The following is an 18614-nucleotide window of genomic DNA, read 5'->3' on the forward strand; positions in this document are numbered from 1 at the left end:
GAGGACTCCCGTCGGGGGACGGGAAGCGGACGGTCACGGTCCGGGGGCAGCGGCTCGGGGGAGCACGCCCGTGGGGGAGCCGAAGACCGTTCGGGGAAGGCGAAGGGCCCGGTGCGGGGGAGACGCACCGGGCCCTTCGTCATGCCCTGGGGGTTCGGCCGTACCGGGCTCGGCCGTACGGGGTTCAGGCGGCGGAGAGCTCGCCGGCCCGGGTCGCGGCGCGGATCCGCCGCTCGGCCTCCGGCCCGGCGCACGCGTACGAGCCGAGCGCGACCTGCCGTCCGACGATGGACCGCTCGGCCCGCATCAGCCGCAGGCCCCGGCGCAGCAGCACCGGCAGCGACTTGCGGCCCTCCCGGACGTCCCGGCGCAGCCGGCGCCAGGCCGTGGTGAGCGCGCCGTTGCGCAGGCACAGGGCGTCGCCGAGCAGGCCCTGGTCGGCGCACTCGGCGGTGATCTCGGCGGCGAAGATGCCCTCCGCGATGAACGCGTCCGCCCCGTCCAGCTCCAGGCCGCGGGTGCCGATCCGGCCGTTGTCCGGGATCGAGTACACCGGGACGTCGGTGCGGCCGTGCTCGTGCAGGGCGCGGATCGCGGCGACGGCCTGGTCGCGGTGCCAGGCCAGCGGGGAGTCCCAGTCGACGGCGCCGTCCGGCAGCCGCGGCAGGGTCGGGTCGTCCCCGTCCTTGTAGAAGTCGTCGAGCTGGAGCACCGGCAGGCCGCTGCGCTCGGCGAGCGAGGACTTCCCCGACCCGGAGGGCCCGGAGAGCAGGATCACCCGGGCATGCCCGGTCGGTGCGGGGTTCATGGGGGAGTCACTCACGGGACACCAGTCTGACGCATCCCGGCCGGTTGCCGAAACCGGCCGGGGCGGACCTTCTACCGTGCCCCTGGCTTCGACTGTGACGCCGGGTCGGCGAGGGCGACGTGGACCATCGGCAGGTAGCGGCTGTCCACCTGGAGGTAGACCGGTTCGTCGGCGCCGGGCGGCCGGTAGGCGGTGGCGGCCCAGTCCGGGCTGTGCCAGGTGTCGGGCTCGGGCTCGTGGAAGGTCCCGCCGGCGGGCAGTTCGCACCGGCCGGTGTCGCGGGTGACCAGGGCCACGGTGTCGGCGCCGGGCCTGATGCGCAGGCTGCCGTTGACGTAGTCGGGCTGCCGCTCGGACCGGGCCGAGCAGGGCACCCTGACCGGGCGGCCCGCGGCCAGCCGCCGCCTGGTGCGGGCCACGTGCCACGTGCGGTAGAAGCCGTCCGCGAACAGTGCCGTCAGCTCGCCGATGAACTCGCCCATGCGTCCCCCCGGTCGTTCCCCCGGCCGTCTCCGTCACCGGTGATTCTGGCCGGGCCGGTGGGGCGGGCGGGAGCGTCGAAAGTCGGCGGCGCGGGTGACGAAAGTCGACGGGCCGACGGCGGGAGCACCCCGGGAACGCCGACGGACCCGCGCCAGGGGGGGAGAGGCGCGGGTCCGTCCTGTGACCGTCCGGGCCCTGGGGGGGTGAGGGCACTGGGGACGGCCAGTCTGTGGAGTTGTTACCCGGAGTGCCGGAGGTCAGATCCCCTTCGGGTGCCAGACCGTCTTCGTCTCCAGGAACGAGAGTAGCCGCTTTGTACCCGGCGCATTGGTCCAGTCCTGGGCGAACGGGTCCAGCGCCGGACGGACCACCCTCTTCAGGGTATCCGCGGCGGCCGCCTCCAGCGCGTACGCCGCGCCGGGACCGTCGGCGGCGATGGCCCCGGTGAGGTCCAGCGCGTTGACGTCCTGGTGCGAGGCCAGGGTGGGGGCGATGTCCGCGGTCCGGCCCGAGACGATGTTGACCACGCCGCCTGGGACGTCCGAGGTGGCCAGCACCTCGCCCAGCGACAGCGCGGGCAGCGGGGCGTCCGCGGCGGCCGCGACCACGACCGTGTTCCCGGTGGCGATCGCCGGGGCGATCACCGAGACCAGGCCGAGCAGCGAGTGCCCGTACCCGGCCTGCGGGGCGACGACCCCGACCACACCGGTCGGCTCCGGGGAGGAGAGGTTGAAGTACGGACCGGCGACCGGGTTGGCGCCGCCCGCGATCTGGGCGACCTTGTCGGTCCAGCCCGCGTACCAGACCCAGCGGTCGATCGCGGCGTCCACCAGCGCGGCGGCCTTCTTCGGGCCGATGCCCTCGGAGACGGCCACCTCGGCGGCGAACTGCTCGCGCCGGCCCTGGAGCATCTCGGCCACCCGGTACAGCACCTGGCCGCGGTTGTACGCGGTGGTGCCGGCCCAGCCCTTGACCGCCTTGCGGGCGGCCAGGACGGCGTCACGGGTGTCCTTGCGGGTGCCCAGCGGGACGTTGGCGAGCCACTCGCGCTTGCCCGCCGCGCCAGCGGCAGATGTCGCCTTGGTCACCTCGTACACCCGCCCGCTCTCGGAGCGCGGGAACTTCCCGCCGACGTACAGCTTGTAGGTCTTGAAGACGTCAAGACGCGTTGCGACATCAGACATCGAGGGCCTCGACATTCAGGTAGGGCTCCAGACCGTGGCGGCCACCCTCGCGGCCGTAGCCCGACTCCTTGTAGCCGCCGAACGGCGAGGTCGGGTCGAACTTGTTGAAGGTGTTGGCCCAGACCACGCCGGCCCTGAGGCGGTCCGCCATCCAGAGGATGCGCGAGCCCTTCTCCGTCCAGATGCCGGCGGAGAGGCCGTACGGGGTGTTGTTGGCCTTCTCGACCGCCTCGGCGGGGGTGCGGAAGGTCAGCACCGACAGGACCGGGCCGAAGATCTCCTCCTGGGCGATCCGGTGGGCCTGGCTGACGCCGGTGAACAGGGTCGGCTTGAACCAGAAGCCGGTGCCCGGGAGTTCGCACTCCGGCGACCAGCGCTCGGCGCCCTCGGCCTCGCCGGCGTCGGTCAGCGCGGTGATCCGGGCCAGCTGCGCGGCGGAGTTGATGGCGCCGATGTCGGTGTTCTTGTCCAGCGGGTCGCCGACCCGCAGGGTGCCCATCCGGCGCTTCAGGGCGTCCAGCAGCTCGTCCTGGACGGACTCCTGGACCAGCAGGCGCGAACCGGCGCAGCAGACGTGGCCCTGGTTGAAGAAGATGCCGTTGACGATGCCCTCGACGGCCTGGTCGATCGGCGCGTCGTCGAAGACGATGTTCGCGGCCTTGCCGCCCAGCTCCAGCGAGAGCTTCTTGCGGGTGCCGGCCAGCTGCTTGGCGATGGCGCGGCCGACCGGGGTGGAGCCGGTGAACGCGACCTTGTTGACGTCCGGGTGGGAGGTCAGCGCGGCGCCGGTGCGGCCGTCGCCGGTGACGATGTTGACGACGCCCTTCGGCAGACCGGCCTGGCGGCAGATCTCGGCGAAGCGCAGCGCGGTCAGCGGGGTGGTCTCGGCCGGCTTCAGGACGACCGTGTTGCCGGTCGCCAGCGCGGGCGCGATCTTCCACGCCAGCATCAGCAGCGGGAAGTTCCACGGGATGACCTGGCCGGCCACGCCCAGCGGCTTCGGGTTGGGACCGAAGCCGGCGTAGTCCAGCTTGTCGGCCCAGCCCGCGTAGTAGAAGAAGTGGGCGGCGACCAGCGGCAGGTCGACGTCGCGGGTCTCGCGGATCGGCTTGCCGTTGTCGATCGACTCCAGCACGGCCAGCTCGCGGCTGCGCTCCTGGATGATCCGGGCGATCCGGAACAGGTACTTGGCGCGCTCGCTGCCGGGCAGCGCCGACCAGTCGGCGAAGGCCTTGCGGGCGGCGGCGACCGCGCGGTCCACGTCCTCCTCGGTGCCCTGGGCGAACTCGGCGAGCACCTGCTCGGTGGCCGGGTTGACCGTCTTCAGGGCCTCGTTGCCGGAGGAGTCGACGAACTCGCCGCCGATGAAGTGGCCGTAGGAGGTGGCGATGTCGCCCGCGGCGGCCGGCGACTCGGGGGCCGGGGCGTAGGCGAAGAGGCCGCCGGCGGGCTTGGCCACGGGCTCCTCGGTGTTCTTCTTCTTGGCCATGGTGATCAGTCCACCGTCACGTAGTCGGGGCCGGAGTAGCGGCCGGTGGCCAGCTTCTGGCGCTGCATCAGCAGGTCGTTGAGCAGGCTGGAGGCGCCGAAGCGGAACCAGTGCTGGGTCAGCCAGTCGTCGCCGAGGGTCTCGTTGACCATCACCAGGTACTTCATGGCGTCCTTGGTGGTGCGGATGCCGCCGGCGGGCTTGACGCCGACCTGGACGCCGGTGGCCGCGCGGAAGTCGCGGACCGCCTCCAGCATCAGCAGGGTGACCGGCGGGGTCGCGTTGACGGCGACCTTCCCGGTGGAGGTCTTGATGAAGTCGGCGCCGGCCAGCATCGCCAGCCAGGAGACCCGGCGGACGTTGTCGTAGGTCTGGAGCTCGCCGGTCTCGAAGATCACCTTGAGGTGGGCGGAGCTGCCGTCGGGGCGCTTGCACGCCTCCTTGACGGCCACGATCTCGTTGAAGACGTCGAGGTAGCGGCCGGAGAGGAAGGCACCGCGGTCGATCACCATGTCGATCTCGTCGGCGCCCGCGGCCACCGCGTCGGCGGTGTCGGCGAGCTTGACCGGGAGGGCGGCGCGGCCGGCCGGGAAGGCGGTGGCCACGGAGGCGACCTGGATGTCGGTGCCCTCCAGGGCGGCCTTCGCGGTGGCGACCATGTCCGGGTAGACGCAGATGGCGGCGACGCGGGGGGTGGTCGGGTCGGTCGGGTCGGGGGTCCTGCCCTTGGCGCACAGCGCGCGCACCTTGCCGACCGTGTCCGCGCCCTCCAGCGTGGTCAGGTCGATCATCGAGATCGCCAGGTCGATGGCGTACGCCTTCGCCGTGGTCTTGATCGAGCGGGTACCGAGAGCGGCGGCACGCGCCTCCAGGCCGACCTGGTCGACGCCGGGCAGGCCGTGCAGGAACCGGCGGAGCGAGGCCTCGGACGCAGCAACGTCCTGAAGGCCGCTGCCCGCAACGCCGAGGGCATTGGCTGCAACAGTGGACATAGTCACCAGAGCAGCATATCTACGCGCGTAGTGGGCCGCCAGGGCACCTGCCATTCGTGGCCGGACCGAGACCTCAGGGTGAGGGGCATGGGGCAGAATCGTCGACATGACCGATTCCGACGGCAAGCCCGGCCAGGGCCCCGCCGCCCCCGACGGGGAGCCCGAGTACGCGGACCGCGTGTACCGCTCTGTCCCCGGTGTGATCTCCGGAGTGCTGCTGCTGGTGGTCGCCGCCTGGCTGATCGGCGACGCGGTGGTGAGCGGGACGGGCAAGACGCCGTACGTCTCGCTCGCCGCGGTGCCGGTGTTCGCCTTCCCGGTGATCGCGTACACGCTGCGCCCGGCCGTGACGGCCGGCCGCGACCGGCTGGTGGTGCGCAACCCGTGGCGGACCGTCGTCGCGCCGTGGGCCTCGGTGGACGCGCTGCGCGCGGGGTACTCGGTCGAGCTGCTCGCGGGCGGGAAGAAGTTCCAGGTCTGGGCGGTGCCGGTGTCGCTGCGGCAGCGCAAGCGGGCCACCCGGGCGCAGAACCCCAGCGCCGCCGAGCACGCCTCCCGGACCGGTCTGGGGCTGGGGATGGCCAAGCGGACCAACCCGGTCGTCCAGGGCTCGCCCGACCCCACCCGCGCCTGGTCCGACCAGGTCACCGCCGTCCTCCAGGAGCTGGCCGAGCGCAACGCCGCCCGCCCCGCCGCCGCGGGCCCGGTCGAGGTCCGCTGGTGCTGGTGGGTCATCGCCCCCACCCTGCTCGGCCTGGTCGCGCTGATCACCGTCATCGCGGTCTGACACCGCGCCAACGCGACGGAGGGGCCCGCCGGTCACGACCGGCGGGCCCCTCCACGTGTGCGCGGGGATCAGGCGGTGATGCCCGCCGCGTCGGCGAGGTCCCGCTTGACGGTGGCGAGCAGGGCGGCGGCGCGCTCGCGGACCGGGGCCAGGTCGGCGGCCGAGGCGACCGGGAGGACGACCTCCAGGTAGCACTTGAGCTTGGGCTCGGTGCCGGAGGGGCGGACCACGATGCGGGCGGAGCGGACGCCCTCGCCGGCCAGGTAGTAGCGCAGGCCGTCGGTGGGCGGCAGCTCGGCGGAGCCGGCCGACAGGTCGTCGGCGCGGGTCACCCGGAGGCCGGCCAGCACGGTCGGCGGCTGCTCGCGCAGGCGGCGCATGGCGTCGGCGATCAGCGAGAGGTCCTGGACCCGGACGGAGAGCTGGTCGGTGGCGTGCAGGCCGTGCTCCAGCGCCAGGTCGTCCAGCAGGTCGGACAGGGTGCGGCCGGACTTCTTGAGGGTGGCGGCCAGCTCGGCGACCAGCAGGGCGGCGGTGATGCCGTCCTTGTCCCGGACGCCCTGCGGGTCGACGCAGTAGCCGAGCGCCTCCTCGTAGCCGTAGCGCAGGCCCTGGGCGCGGGAGATCCACTTGAAGCCGGTCAGCGTCTCGGCGTAGCCCAGGCCCGCGGCCTCGGCGATCCGGCCCAGCAGGGTGGCGGAGACGATGGTGGTGGCGAAGGTGCCCTCGGCCTTCTTCGCGACCAGGGCCGAGCCGAGCAGCGCGCCGACCTCGTCGCCGCGCAGCATCCGCCAGCCGGAGGTGCCGTTGCCGGCGCCGGCCGCGTTGCCGTTGACGGGGACGGCCACCGCGCAGCGGTCGGCGTCCGGGTCGTTGGCGATCACGATGTCCGGGCCGACGGTGGCGGCGGTGCGGAAGGCGAGGTCCATCGCCCCCGGCTCCTCCGGGTTGGGGAAGGCCACGGTCGGGAAGTCCGGGTCGGGCTCGGCCTGCTCGGCGACCACGGTGGGCGCGGGGAAGCCGGCCCGGCGGAACGCGGCGACCAGGGTGTCGCGGCCGACGCCGTGCATCGGGGTGTAGACCACCTCCAGGTCGCGCGGGCCGTGCTCGTCGACGATGGAGACGGCCCGGTCCAGGTAGGCCTCGACGACCTCCTCGCCGAGCACCTCCCAGCCCGACGCGGCGCGCGGGACGTCGTCCAGCGAGCCGATCGCGTCGATCCTGGCGGCGATCCCGGCGTCGGCCGGCGGGACGATCTGCGAGCCGTCGCCCAGGTAGACCTTGTAGCCGTTGTCCTGCGGCGGGTTGTGGCTGGCGGTGACGGTGACGCCGGCGGCCGCGCCCAGGTGGCGGACGGCGAAGGCGAGCACCGGGGTCGGCAGCGGGCGCGGCAGCAGCGCGGCGCGCAGGCCGGCGCCGACCACCACGGCCGCGGTGTCGCGGGCGAAGTCGTACGACTTGTGGCGGGCGTCGTAGCCGATGACGACCAGGTCGCCCAGGCCCTGCTGCTTGACGTACGCGACCAGGCCGGCGGCGGCCCGGATCACCACGGCGCGGTTCATCCGCATCGGACCGGCACCGAGTTCGCCGCGCAGGCCGGCGGTGCCGAACTGGAGCCGGTCGGAGAAGCGCTCGGCGAGCTCCGCCCAGGCGAGCTTGCCGTCGGTCTCGACCTCCGGGGCCTCGGCCCGGGCCAGCAGGGCGGCGAGCTCCTCGCGGGTCTGCGGGTCGGGGTCCTCGGCCAGCCAGGTCCGGGCCCGGGCGAGGAGGTCGGTGGTGGGTGCCTGCGTCATGCCAGCTCCATGGGGACGTGCGTCGGTGTGTCGGCCGGAGGTTCCGCTGTGGGTCGGGAGGGTTCCGCTGGGACCGGAGGGTTCCGCAAGGAAGGGGGTCGCGCATGCGGACGGGGCCCACGGGAGGGCGTGATCAGCGGATCACGCCGCCCGTGGGCCCCGTCAGTCATGATTCTGCGCCCGCCGGGCGTCAGATCCGCTCAAGGACCTTCGCCAGCAGCTCGCCCATGCGCTCGGCGGAGGCCTTGCCGGCCTCCAGCACCTCGGCGTGGTTGAGCGGTTCGCCGGTCATGCCGGCGGCCAGGTTGGTGACCAGGGAGATGCCGAGCACCTCGCTGCCGGCCTCGCGGGCGGCGATGGCCTCCAGGGTGGTGGACATGCCGACCAGCTCGCCGCCGATGACCCGGGCCATGTTGACCTCGGCCGGGGTCTCGTAGTGCGGGCCGCGGAACTGGACGTAGACGGCCTCGTCCAGGGACGGGTCGATCTCGCGGCAGAGCTCGCGCAGGCGCTTGGAGTACAGGTCGGTGAGGTCGACGAAGTTCGCGCCGACGATCGGGGAGTCCGCCGTCAGGTTGATGTGGTCGCTGATCAGGACCGGCTGACCCGGGGTCCAGCCCTGGCGCAGGCCGCCACAGCCGTTGGTCAGCACGATGATGCCGCAGCCGGCCGCGGCGGCGGTGCGCACGCCGTGGACGACGGTGGCCACGCCGTGGCCCTCGTAGTAGTGGTTGCGGCCGAGGAAGATCAGGGCGCGCTTGTCGCCGATCTTCACCGAACGGATCGTGCCGGCGTGGCCGGCGACGGCGGGGGCGGGGAAGCCCGGGAGCTCGGTGACCGGGAACTCGGCCACGGTCTCGCCCAGGGCGTCGGCGGCCGGCACCCAGCCGGAGCCCATCACCAGGGCGACGTCGTGCCGCTCGGCACCGGTCAGCTCGCGCAGGCGCTCGGCGGCGGCCTGGGCGGCGGCGTAGGGGTCGGCGGAGACGACCGACTGAGGAGAAGCGTTCACGGGTCAGAGGATAGACGGGTTTCGGCTACGCGCGTAGAAATTCAGCCGCGGCATGCCGGATCGTTACCCGGTTGACCCGAAAACACAGCTCGGTGACGCTTTTCGGGTGAGCGGGCCGTCGGATCGCACACAACCCGGGTGCCGCGCCGGGCCTTTCCCTCCGGGCGGTCGCTTCGTGCGCGTGCCGTCGTGGCCCGTTTCCCGGCGGGCCGGTCCGGGGCCGGCGGCGTTACGGTGACGGTCGGGGCCCGAGGGGCCGAGGGGGCCGATCCTTCGTCGCCGGTCCGGTCCGCGGCTCCGGCGGGGCGCCAGGACGGGGTCGACCTCCATGGGGAACACGGACAGCCGGTACCCGCCGCCCGCGGCGCCGCCCGGGCCCGCGCCGGTGGACCTGGCGGCCCGGGTGGACGCGTTCACCGCGGACTTCTTCCCGAGCGGCCGGTACACCGTGCCGGGCGCGGCCCAGCGCCGGGCGGTGGCCGACGGCGTGCTCGGCGTGCTGGACGGCCGGACCGGGGACGCCGAACGGGCGCTGGCCCGGGCCGGCTACCGGTTCACCGGGTTCACCGAAGCCGTGACCGGCCGCCCGGTCACCGAGATCGCCGAGACGGGCGCGACCGCCGCCGACGACGGCGGCAGCGGGGACGGCCGCGGCTGGGGCCGGGTCTACCTGGACCGCTCGGTCCGTCCCGCCTGGTCCGTACAGGTGCCCCACCCGGCCTCGGACGTCCGCACCGAGGCGCTCGGGGTGGAGCTGTTCCGGGCCGTGCCGGGCGGCGTGCTGGTGCTCGCCGGGGCGCACCGCCGGGCCGGGGCGGACGGCTCCTCGGACGTCGCGCACCGCAGCGACACCGTCTTCGCCGCCGTGGTCGAGGCGCTCACCCTGCGCGGCCTGCCCGGCATCCAGCTGCACGGCTTCGGCGCGGCCGGCCTGCCCGGGCGGGACGCGGTGGTCTCCAGCGGCGCCGGCCAGCCGGGCCCGGCCGCCGAGCTGACCGCCGCGGGGCTCGGCGGGGCCGGCCTCGTGGTCCGCCGGGCCTGGCGGGAGCCGGGTGCGCGGCTGGCCGGCGCCACCAACGTGGCCGGCCTGTTCGCGGCCGGGCTCGGGGTGCCGTGGCTGCACATCGAACTGGCGTACGGGGTGCGCGCCGACCCGGCCCGGCGCGCGGCGGTGGCGCGGGTGCTCGCGGAGACCGTGCGCGGCTGGGACGCGGATCAGCAGGGGCGGCGGCGCAGGTCCATCACGTAGTCGTGCGGGGCGCCGGCGCTCTCCGCGGCGTCGGCGACCAGGCCGAGGTAGCGGGCCGCGGGCAGGCCGCCCTCGTAGTCGTTGAGCACGTACGTCCAGACCGGGATGTCCCCGTCCAGGGTCTGCGCGCGCAGCTTGATCTTGCGGTAGATGCCGAGCTGGACGCCCTCCCAGCGGTCCAGCCCCTCCTCGTCCATCGGCGCGACGTCGTACAGCGAGACGAAGACCTGGTCCTTCTCGTCCTCGACCACGGTGGCCAGCGAGCCCTCCCAACCCAGCTGCTCGCCACCGAAGGTGAGCCGCCATCCGGCTAGCCACCCCGTGCCGCGCAGCGGGGAGTGCGGGGCTCGGCGGGTCATCTGCCGGGCATCGAGGTTGGTGGCATACGCGGCGTAAAGGGGCATGGGGGCCAGGGTAGCCCGGGCGGCGGGCGGGCCGGGGCGACTGGACGAACGTACGGGAGCCCCGACCCCGGCGTGGCGGCGCCGCGGGCGTGCGGGACAATGGGGAACGTGACTCGGATCGTGATCATCGGTGGCGGACCCGGCGGCTACGAGGCGGCCCTGGTCGCCGCACAGCTCGGCGCGGAGGTGACCGTCGTCGACACCGACGGTCTGGGCGGATCGGCGGTGCTCACGGACTGCGTTCCGTCGAAGACCCTGATCGCGACCGCGGAGGTGATGACCACCTTCGACAGCTCGTACGAGGAGCTGGGCATCCTGGTCGCGGACGACACCCCGCCCGTCGAGCAGGCGGCCCGGGTGATCGGCGTGGACCTGGGCAAGGTCAACCGCCGTGTGAAGCGCCTGGCGATCGCGCAGTCCCACGACATCACCCAGTCCGTCACCCGGGCCGGCGTCACCGTGCTGCGCGGCCGGGGCCGGCTCGGCACCGGCGGGCAGGCCGTGGACGGCTCCCGCGAGGTGCTGGTGGACGCGCCCGACGGCACCGTGCAGTCGCTGCACGCCGACGCGGTGCTGATCGCCACCGGCGCCCACCCGCGCGAGCTGCCGGACGCCCAGCCGGACGGCGAGCGGATCCTCACCTGGACCCAGGTGTACGACCTGGAGGAGCTGCCCCGCGAGCTGATCGTGGTCGGCTCCGGTGTGACCGGCGCCGAGTTCGCCGGCGCGTACCAGGCGCTCGGCTCCAAGGTGACCCTGGTGTCCAGCCGCGACCGGGTGCTGCCGGGCGAGGACCCGGACGCCGCCGAGGTGCTGGAGGACGTCTTCCGCCGCCGCGGCATGAACGTCATGGGCCGCTCGCGCGCCGAGAGCGTCAAGCGGATCGGCGACCGGGTCGAGGTCATGCTGGCCGACGGCAAGGTGATCGAGGGCACCCACTGCCTGATGGCGGTCGGCTCCGTCCCCAACACCTCCGAGATGGGCCTGGAGGAGGCCGGGGTCAAGCTCAACGACTGGGGCCAGATCCAGGTCGACCGGGTCTCCCGCACCACCGCCCCCGGCGTGTACGCGGCGGGCGACTGCACCGGCGTCTTCATGCTCGCCTCGGTGGCGGCCATGCAGGGCCGGATCGCGATGTACCACGCGCTCGGCGACGCGGTGCAGCCGCTGAACCTCAAGACCGTGGCCTCCAACGTCTTCACCGACCCGGAGATCGCCACCGTCGGCTACACGGCGGCCGACGTGGAGTGCGGCAAGATGGACGCCGTCGTGGTCAAGCTCCCGCTGCGCGGCAACCCGCGGGCGAAGATGCAGGGCATCCGGGACGGCTTCGTGAAGCTGTTCTGCCGCCCGGGCACCGGCATCGTGGTCGGCGGCGTGGTCGTCGCCCCGCGGGCCAGCGAGCTGATCCACCCGATCTCGCTCGCGGTGGACGCCAATCTGACGGTCGAACAGGTGGCCAGCGCCTTCACCGTCTACCCGTCGGTCTCCGGCTCGACCGCCGAGGCCGCCCGGCAGCTGCACATCCGCAAGCGGGTCGACGGCGAATCCTGAGCGTCCGGCGCACAGTTGAGGGCGGTTGCCGATCGGCGACCGCCCTTCGCGCGGGCATGGCCGTCACCCGGACGGCGGGCGCAGTTCCGGGCCATTGACGGCGCGTATTCTACGGTCACGCGCCGCTCGTGCGTGAGCAATTCCCGCTACTAGCTGCAAACGCCTGAAAGCAGACGGTCACGCAGGTTACCGTCGGTTCTGTGTTTGCAGCAGAACGTCGCCAGTTGATCCTCGAAATGGTGCGCGCCAACGGAGCCGTCTCGCTCCGGGAGTTGGCCCGCGTCGTCCAGACCTCCGAAGTGACCGTGCGCCGTGACGTGCGGGCGCTGGAGGCAGAAGGGCTCCTCGACCGCCGGCACGGCGGCGCGGTGCTCCCCGGCGGCTTCAGCCGCGAACCCGGATACCCGCAGAAGACCCACCTGTCCGCGGCGGAGAAGAGCGCCATCGCGGACTTCGCCGCCGGCCTGGTGGAGGAGGGGGACGCGGTGGTGGTCGGCGCCGGCACCACCACCCAGGAGCTGGCCCGCCGGCTGGCCCGGGTGCCCGGGCTGACGGTGGTCACCAACTCGCTGCTCGTCGCCCAGGCCCTGGCGCACGCCAACCGGGTCGAGGTGGTGATGACCGGCGGCACCCTGCGCGGCTCCAACTACGCGCTGGTGGGCAGCGGCGCGGAGCAGTCCCTGCAGGGGTTGAGGGTCAACAAGGCCTTCATCTCCGGCAGCGGTCTGACGGCCGAGCGCGGGCTGTCGACGGCGAACATGCTGTCCGCGAGCGTGGACCGGGCCATGGTGCTGGCGGCCGCCGAGGTGATCGTCCTCGCCGACCACACCAAGCTCGGCGCGGCCGGCATGTTCCAGACCGTCGCCACCGAGACCATCACCCGCCTGGTCACCGACGAGCAGGCCACCGCGGACGACAGCACCGTCCGCGAGCTGGACGCGCTCGCCGACTGCGGGGTGCAGGTCGACCTGGCCCCGCTGGGCGCCGGCCCGGGCGGTGACGCCCCGGTGCACGGCACCGGCAGCGGCCCGATGCACCAGCCCCAGCCCGGCCCGATGGCCCGCCGCGGCGGCCCGCCCCCCAGCGGCGCCCCGCTGCCCGGCCAGCGCCGCCCCGGCGCGCACGGCGGGCCCGTCGCCCCGGGCGGCATGCCGGCCAGGCTGGCCGAACTGGGCCTGCCGCGCGGGCGCTGAGCCCGTACGGTCCGCGGAAACGGGACCGGTCCGCACACCCCCGAGGGGCGTACGGACCGGTCCGGGGACAGGGACGGTGTCAGTCCTTGATCTCGCAGAGCGCGGCGCCGCTGCTGACGCTCGCGCCGACCTCGGCCTTGAGGCCGGTGACGGTGCCCGCCTTGTGGGCGTTCAGCGGCTGCTCCATCTTCATCGCCTCCAGGACCACGATCAGCTCGCCCTCGGCGACGACCTGGCCCTCCTCCACGGCGACCTTGACGATGGTGCCCTGCATCGGCGAGGCCAGGGTGTCGCCGCTGACGGCCGAGCCGGCCTTCTTGGCGCCCACCCGGCGCTTGGCCTTGGCGGAGCCCGCCGCACCGGCCGCCGGGGCCGCCGTGACGCCCAGCGAGGACGGCAGCGAGACCTCGATCCGCTTGCCGCCGACCTCGACCACCACGGTCTCCCGGGTCTCGGCCTCCTCGCCGTCACCGGCCGCGCCGGCGAACGGCGGGATGGTGTTGTCGAACTCGGTCTCGATCCACCGGGTGAAGACCGTGAACGGCCCGTCGCCGCCGTGCACCTCGGGCGCGAACGCCGGGTCGGTGACGACCGCCCGGTGGAACGGGATGGCGGTGGCCATGCCCTCCACCTTGAACTCGGCCAGCGCGCGGCGGGCCCGCTCCAGGGCCTGCTTGCGGTCGCGGCCGCTGACGACCAGCTTGGCCAGCAGCGAGTCCCAGGCCGGGCCGATGACCGAGCCGGTCTCCACGCCCGAGTCCAGGCGCACGCCCGGGCCGGACGGCGGGGCGAACAGCGTCACGGTGCCGGGCGCGGGCAGGAAGTTCCGGCCCGGGTCCTCGCCGTTGATGCGGAACTCGAAGGAGTGGCCGCGGACCTCGGGGTCGCCGTAGCCGAGCTCCTCGCCGTCGGCGATCCGGAACATCTCGCGGACCAGGTCGAGGCCGGTGACCTCCTCGGTGACCGGGTGCTCCACCTGGAGACGGGTGTTGACCTCCAGGAAGGAGATCGTGCCGTCCAGCGCGACCAGGAACTCGCAGGTCCCGGCGCCCTCGTAGCCGGCCTCCTTCAGGATGGCCTTGGACGCCCGGTACAGCTCGGCGTTCTGCTCGGCGGTCAGGAACGGCGCGGGCGCCTCCTCGACCAGCTTCTGGTGGCGGCGCTGGAGCGAGCAGTCACGGGTGGAGACGACCACCACGTTGCCGTGCTTGTCGGCCAGGCACTGGGTCTCCACGTGCCGCGGGTTGTCCAGGTAGCGCTCGACGAAGCACTCGCCGCGGCCGAAGGCGGCGACGGCCTCGCGCACCGCGGACTCGTACAGCTCGGGGATCTCCTCCAGCGTGCGGGCGACCTTGAGGCCGCGTCCGCCGCCGCCGAAGGCCGCCTTGATGGCGACCGGCAGGCCGTGCTCCCGGGCGAAGACGACGACCTCGTCGGCGCCCGAGACCGGGTCCGGCGTGCCGGCCACCAGCGGGGCACCGGCCCGCTGGGCGACGTGCCGGGCGGTCACCTTGTCGCCGAGGTCGCGGATGGCCTGCGGCGGCGGGCCGATCCAGATCAGACCCGCGTCGAGGACGGCCTGGGCGAAGTCGGCGTTCTCCGACAGGAACCCGTAGCCGGGGTGGACGGCGTCCGCACCGGAGTCGGCGGCCGCCTTGAGGACCTTGGCGATGTCCAGGTAGCTGGTAGCGGGGGTGTCACCGCCCAGCGCGTAAGCCTCGTCGGCCGCGCGGACGTGCAGCGCATCCCGGTCCGGCTCGGCGTAGACGGCGACGCTGGCGATACCGGCGTCCGAGCAGGCACGGGCGACGCGGACAGCGATTTCCCCGCGGTTGGCGATGAGCACCTTGCGCACTGTGGCTCCCTTCTTGAACCTCGTTGAGTTTATGGATTCCTGGGCAGTACCGGCGAGTAGCCCCGGGTTGTGAACTATCCCACACGCTCGGTGATGGGTTTTCCGGGCCCGTGGGCGGCCCCGTGGACGACGTCGCAGGTCGGCGCCGGTCCGCCCGGATCGGCGGGGGCCACAGCGGGTGACCGGCCCGCGGCGCGGCGGGAGGGTGGCATGGGCCACAGTCTCGCGCGGGCCGCTCAAGCGGCGCCGGAGCGGGCGGCGGGCCGCCGCAGCGCCTCGGCCGTCACGTCGGCCGCCACCTCGACCATGTCCGGCCCGTACGCCTCCGGGTTGACCACCCGCAGGACGAGCGCGAAGGTGCCGTCCTGCCCGTGCCTCCGGGCGAGTTCGCGGTGGTGGGCGACCAGGTAGCGCACCCCGGCCTGGTTGGCGGTGCCGGTCTGGCCGGAGACCAGGAACACCGGGCGGCCGCCGTCCGGGGTGGCGATCCGGGCGAGCAGGACGTGCGTCTCGTCCGGGCCGGCGGTGAAGTCCCGCTCGCCCACCACGAGGACGTTGCTGCCCGGGCCCGGCCCCGAGGTGATCAGCACGCCCGGCAGGCCCCAGGCGAGGTGCGCGGCCATCCGCTCGTTGCTGACCGGACCGCCCAGGCACAGCTCGGTCTTGGCGCCCAGGCCGCGGTGCGCGGCGTCGTGGGCCACCAGCTCGGGCCGCGCCCCGCACTCCTCGACCAGCCCGGCCAGCCACATCAGGGCGTACGCGTCGCGCCGGGTCACGGTGTGGGCGTGCGAGCCCGTCCCGATGCTGCGCGGCACCACGATCAGGCACTCGCTGCCGCCCGGCAGTCCGAAGAACGCCCGCACCCGTTCGACCCTGCGGCGCCGCCGCAGCGCCTGGGCGAGCCAGCCGAGGCCGGCGCTGATCGCGCTGGCCACCAGGCCGAGCACCACGTTGAGCACGCTGTCGGTCATCTGCCGCGTCCCCTCCCCCCGTTCGAGACCGCGGTCAGCTTAGGGCCACGACCGCGGGCTCCGGGAGGTCAGTTGGCCCACAGGTCCGTGATGCGCACGTCGAGGTCGGCGAGCAGCCGGCGCAGCAGCGGCAGGGAGAGGCCGATGACGTTGCCCGGGTCGCCGTCGATGCCGTCGATGAAGGGCGCGGAGCGGCCGTCCAGGGTGAACGCCCCGGCCACGTACAGCGGTTCGCCGGAGGCCACGTACGCGGCGATCTCGGCGTCGTCCGGGGTGCCGAAGCGGACGGTGGTGGAGGCGGTGGCCGAGGACTGCCGGCCGGTCGCGGTGTCGATCACGCAGTGGCCGGTGCGCAGCACGCCGGAACGTCCGCGCATCGACTGCCAGCGGGCCAGCGCCTCGGTGGCGTCCGCGGGCTTGCCGAGGGCCCGGCCGTCCAGTTCCAGGACGGAGTCGCAGCCGATCACCAGCTCGCCGTCGGCGAGTTCGGCGGCGACGGCCTTCGCCTTGGCCTCGGCCAGGACGAGGGCGAGCTCGGCGGGGGTGGCGGCGGTGATCGCGTCCTCGTCGACGCCGCTGACCACCACGCGCGGGTCGAGGCCCGCCTGGCGCAGCAGCCCGAGGCGGGCGGGGGAGGCGGAGGCGAGGACGAGGGGGCGCTGGTCGGTCATGTCCACCAGCGTAGGGGGTGCCGGTGTCCGCCGTTCGGGTGAACGGCTCAGGTGAAGGAGCGGGAGATCATGATCAGCACGGCGCCGACCAGCACGAGGGCGGCGAGCACCTTGCCGGCCCGCTGCATCCGCTCCTGCATCCGACGGGCCTCGGGCGAGGGCTCGTCACGGGGGTCTGACCAGAGCACCCGTCCAGAGTGCGCCGCGCGGGGGTGCGGGCGCCTGAGTATCCGTACTCAGGTTTCGGGCAAAGCGGGCGCCGGGCGCCCGGTACGGCACGGAGGGGGAGGGCGGCGGGGCCGTCCTCCCCCTCCACGCCGCGGAGTTCAGTGCGCCCAGCCCGAGGTCCGCCAGGCGTTCGGGCCCGGACGGGCGGCGAGACGGAGCCGGCGGGCGCGGTCGCCCCAGGGGGAGTCCGGGCCGGCGCCGGCCCTGCGGGCCGCCTCGGCGGCGGCCTGTGCGGCGGCGGCCCGGGCCTGGACCACCGCCAGGACGGTGGCCAGCTCCTCGGGGGTCGGCTGCCCGTGCAGCACGTGGATCGACATGGCTGGTTCTCTCCCGACAGGGACGGGGCCTACAGGGGGATGTTGCCGTGCTTCTTCGGCGGCAGCACCTCGCGCTTGCCGCGCAGCGCCCGCAGGCCGCGGACGATGTGCCGGCGGGTCTCGCTCGGCGCGATCACCGCGTCCACGTAGCCGCGTTCGGCGGCCAGGTAGGGGTTCAGCAGGGTTTCCTCGTACGAGGCGATCAGCTCGGCCCGCTTCTCCTCGGCGGTGCCGGCCGCCTCGGCCTCGGCGATCTCCCGGCGGTGCAGGATGTTGACCGCGCCCTGCGCGCCCATCACGGCGATCTGCGCGGTCGGCCAGGCCAGGTTGAGGTCGGCGCCCAGGTGCTTGGAGCCCATGACGTCGTAGGCGCCGCCGAAGGCCTTGCGGGTGATCACGGTGATCAGCGGGACGGTGGCCTCGGCGTAGGCGTAGATCAGCTTGGCGCCGCGCCGGATGATGCCGTCCCACTCCTGCTCGGTGCCGGGCAGGAAGCCGGGCACGTCCACGAAGGTCAGCACCGGGACGTTGAAGGAGTCGCAGGTGCGGATGAAGCGGGCGGCCTTCTCGCTGGCGTTGATGTCCAGGCAGCCGGCCAGGTCCATCGGCTGGCTGCCGACGATGCCGACGGACTGGCCCTCGACCCGGCCGAAGCCGGTGATGATGTTGCCCGCGAACAGCGGCTGGGTCTCCAGGAACTCGCCGTCGTCGACGATGTGCTCGATCACCTTGCGCATGTCGTACGGCTGGTTCGCCGAGTCCGGCACGATGGTGTCGAGTTCGAGGTCCTGCGCTGTGACGGTGAGGTCGGCCTGCTCGGGGTAGGACGGCGGGTCGCTCAGGTTGTTGGAGGGCAGGTACGAGAGCAGGCTCTTGACGTACTCGATCGCCTCCTTCTCGTCCGCGGCCAGGTAGTGGGCGTTGCCCGACTTGGTGTTGTGGGTGCGCGCGCCGCCCAGCTCCTCCATCGCGACGTCCTCGCCGGTGACGGTCTTGATCACGTCGGGGCCGGTGATGAACATGTGCGAGGTCCGGTCGGCCATCACCACGAAGTCGGTGATCGCGGGGGAGTACACCGCGCCGCCCGCGCAGGGGCCCATGATCAGCGAGATCTGCGGGATGACGCCGGAGGCGTGCACGTTGCGGCGGAAGATCTCGCCGTACAGGCCGAGCGAGACCACGCCCTCCTGGATCCGGGCGCCGCCGGAGTCGTTGATGCCGATGACCGGGCAGCCGGTCTTCAGCGCGAAGTCCATCACCTTGACGATCTTCTCGCCGAAGACCTCGCCGAGCGAGCCGCCGAAGACGGTGAAGTCCTGGGCGAACACGGCGACCTGGCGGCCGTCCACGGTGCCGTAGCCGGTCACCACGCCGTCGCCGTACGGCCGGTTCCTCTCCTGGCCGAAGTTGGTCGAGCGGTGCCGGGCGAACTCGTCGAACTCCACGAAGGAGTCCTCGTCCAGCAGTTCCACGACCCGTTCACGGGCGGTCAGCTTGCCCTTGGCGTGCTGCTTCTCCACGGCCTTGGACGAGCCGGAGTGCACCGCCTCGTCCAGCCTGCGCCGCAGGTCGGCGAGCTTGCCGGCGGTGGTGTGGGGGTCGTACGGCGCCTCGGTCATCCGGT

The 18614-nt window shown here is 73.6% G+C and carries 18 protein-coding genes; 4 read left to right on the forward strand and 14 right to left on the reverse strand.

The features are described from left to right. Positions 1-184 precede the first annotated feature (184 nt). From ACWDCZ_RS08405 to deoC, 5 genes are all read right to left on the reverse strand, one after another. Positions 185-823: an ATP-binding protein gene (locus ACWDCZ_RS08405; protein ID WP_375876652.1), complete on the reverse strand. Its 639-nt coding sequence runs from the start codon at positions 821-823 to the stop codon at positions 185-187. A gap of 56 nt (positions 824-879) precedes the next feature. Then, positions 880-1290 (reverse strand): hypothetical protein, encoded by a 411-nt coding sequence (locus ACWDCZ_RS08410; RefSeq protein ID WP_449815552.1) that lies wholly within the window; start codon positions 1288-1290, stop codon positions 880-882. A 258-nt stretch (positions 1291-1548) separates the two neighbouring features. Next, positions 1549-2475, reverse strand: a complete 927-nt coding sequence (locus ACWDCZ_RS08415; protein WP_449815553.1) for an aldehyde dehydrogenase family protein — start codon at positions 2473-2475, stop codon at positions 1549-1551. Continuing rightward, positions 2468-3964 carry an aldehyde dehydrogenase family protein gene (locus ACWDCZ_RS08420; RefSeq protein ID WP_074003903.1) on the reverse strand — a complete coding sequence of 499 codons (1497 nt, stop codon included), beginning with the start codon at positions 3962-3964 and terminating at the stop codon, positions 2468-2470. The genes ACWDCZ_RS08415 and ACWDCZ_RS08420 overlap by 8 nt, the downstream gene beginning before the upstream one ends. A 5-nt stretch (positions 3965-3969) precedes the next feature. Next, on the reverse strand, positions 3970-4956 hold the full coding sequence (gene deoC / locus ACWDCZ_RS08425; RefSeq protein ID WP_079272367.1) for a deoxyribose-phosphate aldolase: 987 nt from the start codon (positions 4954-4956) through the stop codon (positions 3970-3972). 106 nt (positions 4957-5062) lie between these two features. Here deoC and ACWDCZ_RS08430 point away from each other — a divergent pair, with 106 nt between their 5' ends. Beyond that, complete coding sequence (locus ACWDCZ_RS08430) at positions 5063-5743, forward strand: PH domain-containing protein (protein WP_049654090.1); 681 nt, start codon at positions 5063-5065, stop codon at positions 5741-5743. A 68-nt stretch (positions 5744-5811) separates the two neighbouring features. Here the strand turns inward: ACWDCZ_RS08430 and ACWDCZ_RS08435 are convergent, their stop codons facing one another. Beyond that, positions 5812-7536 (reverse strand): phospho-sugar mutase, encoded by a 1725-nt coding sequence (locus ACWDCZ_RS08435; RefSeq protein ID WP_049654088.1) that lies wholly within the window; start codon positions 7534-7536, stop codon positions 5812-5814. Between the two features lie 190 nt (positions 7537-7726). Then, entirely contained in the window at positions 7727-8548 is an 822-nt protein-coding gene (locus ACWDCZ_RS08440; RefSeq protein ID WP_049654087.1) for a purine-nucleoside phosphorylase, read from the reverse strand. A gap of 328 nt (positions 8549-8876) precedes the next feature. Between ACWDCZ_RS08440 and ACWDCZ_RS08445 the strand changes: the two genes are divergently transcribed. Further along, on the forward strand, positions 8877-9797 hold the full coding sequence (locus tag ACWDCZ_RS08445; protein WP_449815554.1) for a hypothetical protein: 921 nt from the start codon (positions 8877-8879) through the stop codon (positions 9795-9797). Here the strand turns inward: ACWDCZ_RS08445 and ACWDCZ_RS08450 are convergent. After that, positions 9764-10201 carry a gamma-glutamylcyclotransferase gene (locus tag ACWDCZ_RS08450; RefSeq protein WP_049660023.1) on the reverse strand — a complete coding sequence of 146 codons (438 nt, stop codon included), beginning with the start codon at positions 10199-10201 and terminating at the stop codon, positions 9764-9766. The two genes, ACWDCZ_RS08445 and ACWDCZ_RS08450, sit on opposite strands and share 34 nt — an antisense overlap. A 99-nt stretch (positions 10202-10300) precedes the next feature. Here ACWDCZ_RS08450 and ACWDCZ_RS08455 point away from each other — a divergent pair, with 99 nt between their 5' ends. Together ACWDCZ_RS08455 and ACWDCZ_RS08460 are read left to right on the forward strand one after the other, a co-directional pair. Then, the gene (locus ACWDCZ_RS08455; RefSeq protein WP_049660024.1) at positions 10301-11755 is read left to right on the forward strand and encodes an NAD(P)H-quinone dehydrogenase; all 1455 of its coding nucleotides are present in this window, start codon (positions 10301-10303) and stop codon (positions 11753-11755) included. A 236-nt stretch (positions 11756-11991) separates the two neighbouring features. Beyond that, positions 11992-12948, forward strand: a complete 957-nt coding sequence (locus ACWDCZ_RS08460) for a DeoR family transcriptional regulator (RefSeq protein ID WP_449815565.1) — start codon at positions 11992-11994, stop codon at positions 12946-12948. Positions 12949-13027: 79 nt separating this feature from the next. On the opposite strand, the gene ACWDCZ_RS08465 is transcribed toward ACWDCZ_RS08460, so the two are convergent. The 6 genes from ACWDCZ_RS08465 to ACWDCZ_RS08490 form a co-directional block, all read right to left on the reverse strand. Next, positions 13028-14803 carry an acetyl/propionyl/methylcrotonyl-CoA carboxylase subunit alpha gene (locus tag ACWDCZ_RS08465; protein ID WP_049655764.1) on the reverse strand — a complete coding sequence of 592 codons (1776 nt, stop codon included), beginning with the start codon at positions 14801-14803 and terminating at the stop codon, positions 13028-13030. A gap of 236 nt (positions 14804-15039) precedes the next feature. Then, a complete protein-coding gene (locus ACWDCZ_RS08470) occupies positions 15040-15774 on the reverse strand; it encodes a hypothetical protein (protein WP_049655766.1) in 735 nt (244 codons plus the stop codon). Between the two features lie 68 nt (positions 15775-15842). Next, positions 15843-16445: a nucleoside triphosphate pyrophosphatase gene (locus tag ACWDCZ_RS08475; RefSeq protein WP_074003898.1), complete on the reverse strand. Its 603-nt coding sequence runs from the start codon at positions 16443-16445 to the stop codon at positions 15843-15845. A 47-nt stretch (positions 16446-16492) separates the two neighbouring features. Continuing rightward, positions 16493-16633, reverse strand: coding sequence for a morphogenic membrane protein MmpB (mmpB, locus tag ACWDCZ_RS08480; protein WP_181970605.1), 141 nt, complete (start codon positions 16631-16633; stop codon positions 16493-16495). A gap of 138 nt (positions 16634-16771) precedes the next feature. Further along, a complete protein-coding gene (locus ACWDCZ_RS08485; RefSeq protein WP_049655770.1) occupies positions 16772-16990 on the reverse strand; it encodes an acyl-CoA carboxylase epsilon subunit in 219 nt (72 codons plus the stop codon). A gap of 29 nt (positions 16991-17019) precedes the next feature. Continuing rightward, positions 17020-18609: an acyl-CoA carboxylase subunit beta gene (locus ACWDCZ_RS08490; protein ID WP_049655771.1), complete on the reverse strand. Its 1590-nt coding sequence runs from the start codon at positions 18607-18609 to the stop codon at positions 17020-17022. Positions 18610-18614: the final 5 nt, after the last annotated feature.

Source organism: Kitasatospora sp. NPDC001225 (genome assembly GCF_053597855.1).

Bases quoted from the DNA above. Each gene is read 5' to 3' on its own strand.
- ACWDCZ_RS08410 (WP_449815552.1), bottom strand. From the start codon at position 1,290: ATGGGCGAGTTCATCGGCGAGCTGACGGCACTGTTCGCGGACGGCTTC.
- ACWDCZ_RS08415 (WP_449815553.1), bottom strand. From the start codon at position 2,475: ATGTCTGATGTCGCAACGCGTCTTGACGTCTTCAAGACCTACAAGCTG.
- ACWDCZ_RS08420 (WP_074003903.1), bottom strand. From the start codon at position 3,964: ATGGCCAAGAAGAAGAACACCGAGGAGCCCGTGGCCAAGCCCGCCGGC.
- deoC (WP_079272367.1), bottom strand. From the start codon at position 4,956: ATGTCCACTGTTGCAGCCAATGCCCTCGGCGTTGCGGGCAGCGGCCTT.
- ACWDCZ_RS08430 (WP_049654090.1), top strand. From the start codon at position 5,063: ATGACCGATTCCGACGGCAAGCCCGGCCAGGGCCCCGCCGCCCCCGAC.
- ACWDCZ_RS08435 (WP_049654088.1), bottom strand. From the start codon at position 7,536: ATGACGCAGGCACCCACCACCGACCTCCTCGCCCGGGCCCGGACCTGG.
- ACWDCZ_RS08445 (WP_449815554.1), top strand. From the start codon at position 8,877: ATGGGGAACACGGACAGCCGGTACCCGCCGCCCGCGGCGCCGCCCGGG.
- ACWDCZ_RS08450 (WP_049660023.1), bottom strand. From the start codon at position 10,201: ATGCCCCTTTACGCCGCGTATGCCACCAACCTCGATGCCCGGCAGATG.
- ACWDCZ_RS08455 (WP_049660024.1), top strand. From the start codon at position 10,301: ATGGGGAACGTGACTCGGATCGTGATCATCGGTGGCGGACCCGGCGGC.
- ACWDCZ_RS08460 (WP_449815565.1), top strand. From the start codon at position 11,992: ATGGTGCGCGCCAACGGAGCCGTCTCGCTCCGGGAGTTGGCCCGCGTC.
- ACWDCZ_RS08470 (WP_049655766.1), bottom strand. From the start codon at position 15,774: ATGACCGACAGCGTGCTCAACGTGGTGCTCGGCCTGGTGGCCAGCGCG.
- ACWDCZ_RS08475 (WP_074003898.1), bottom strand. From the start codon at position 16,445: ATGACCGACCAGCGCCCCCTCGTCCTCGCCTCCGCCTCCCCCGCCCGC.
- ACWDCZ_RS08485 (WP_049655770.1), bottom strand. From the start codon at position 16,990: ATGTCGATCCACGTGCTGCACGGGCAGCCGACCCCCGAGGAGCTGGCC.
- ACWDCZ_RS08490 (WP_049655771.1), bottom strand. From the start codon at position 18,609: ATGACCGAGGCGCCGTACGACCCCCACACCACCGCCGGCAAGCTCGCC.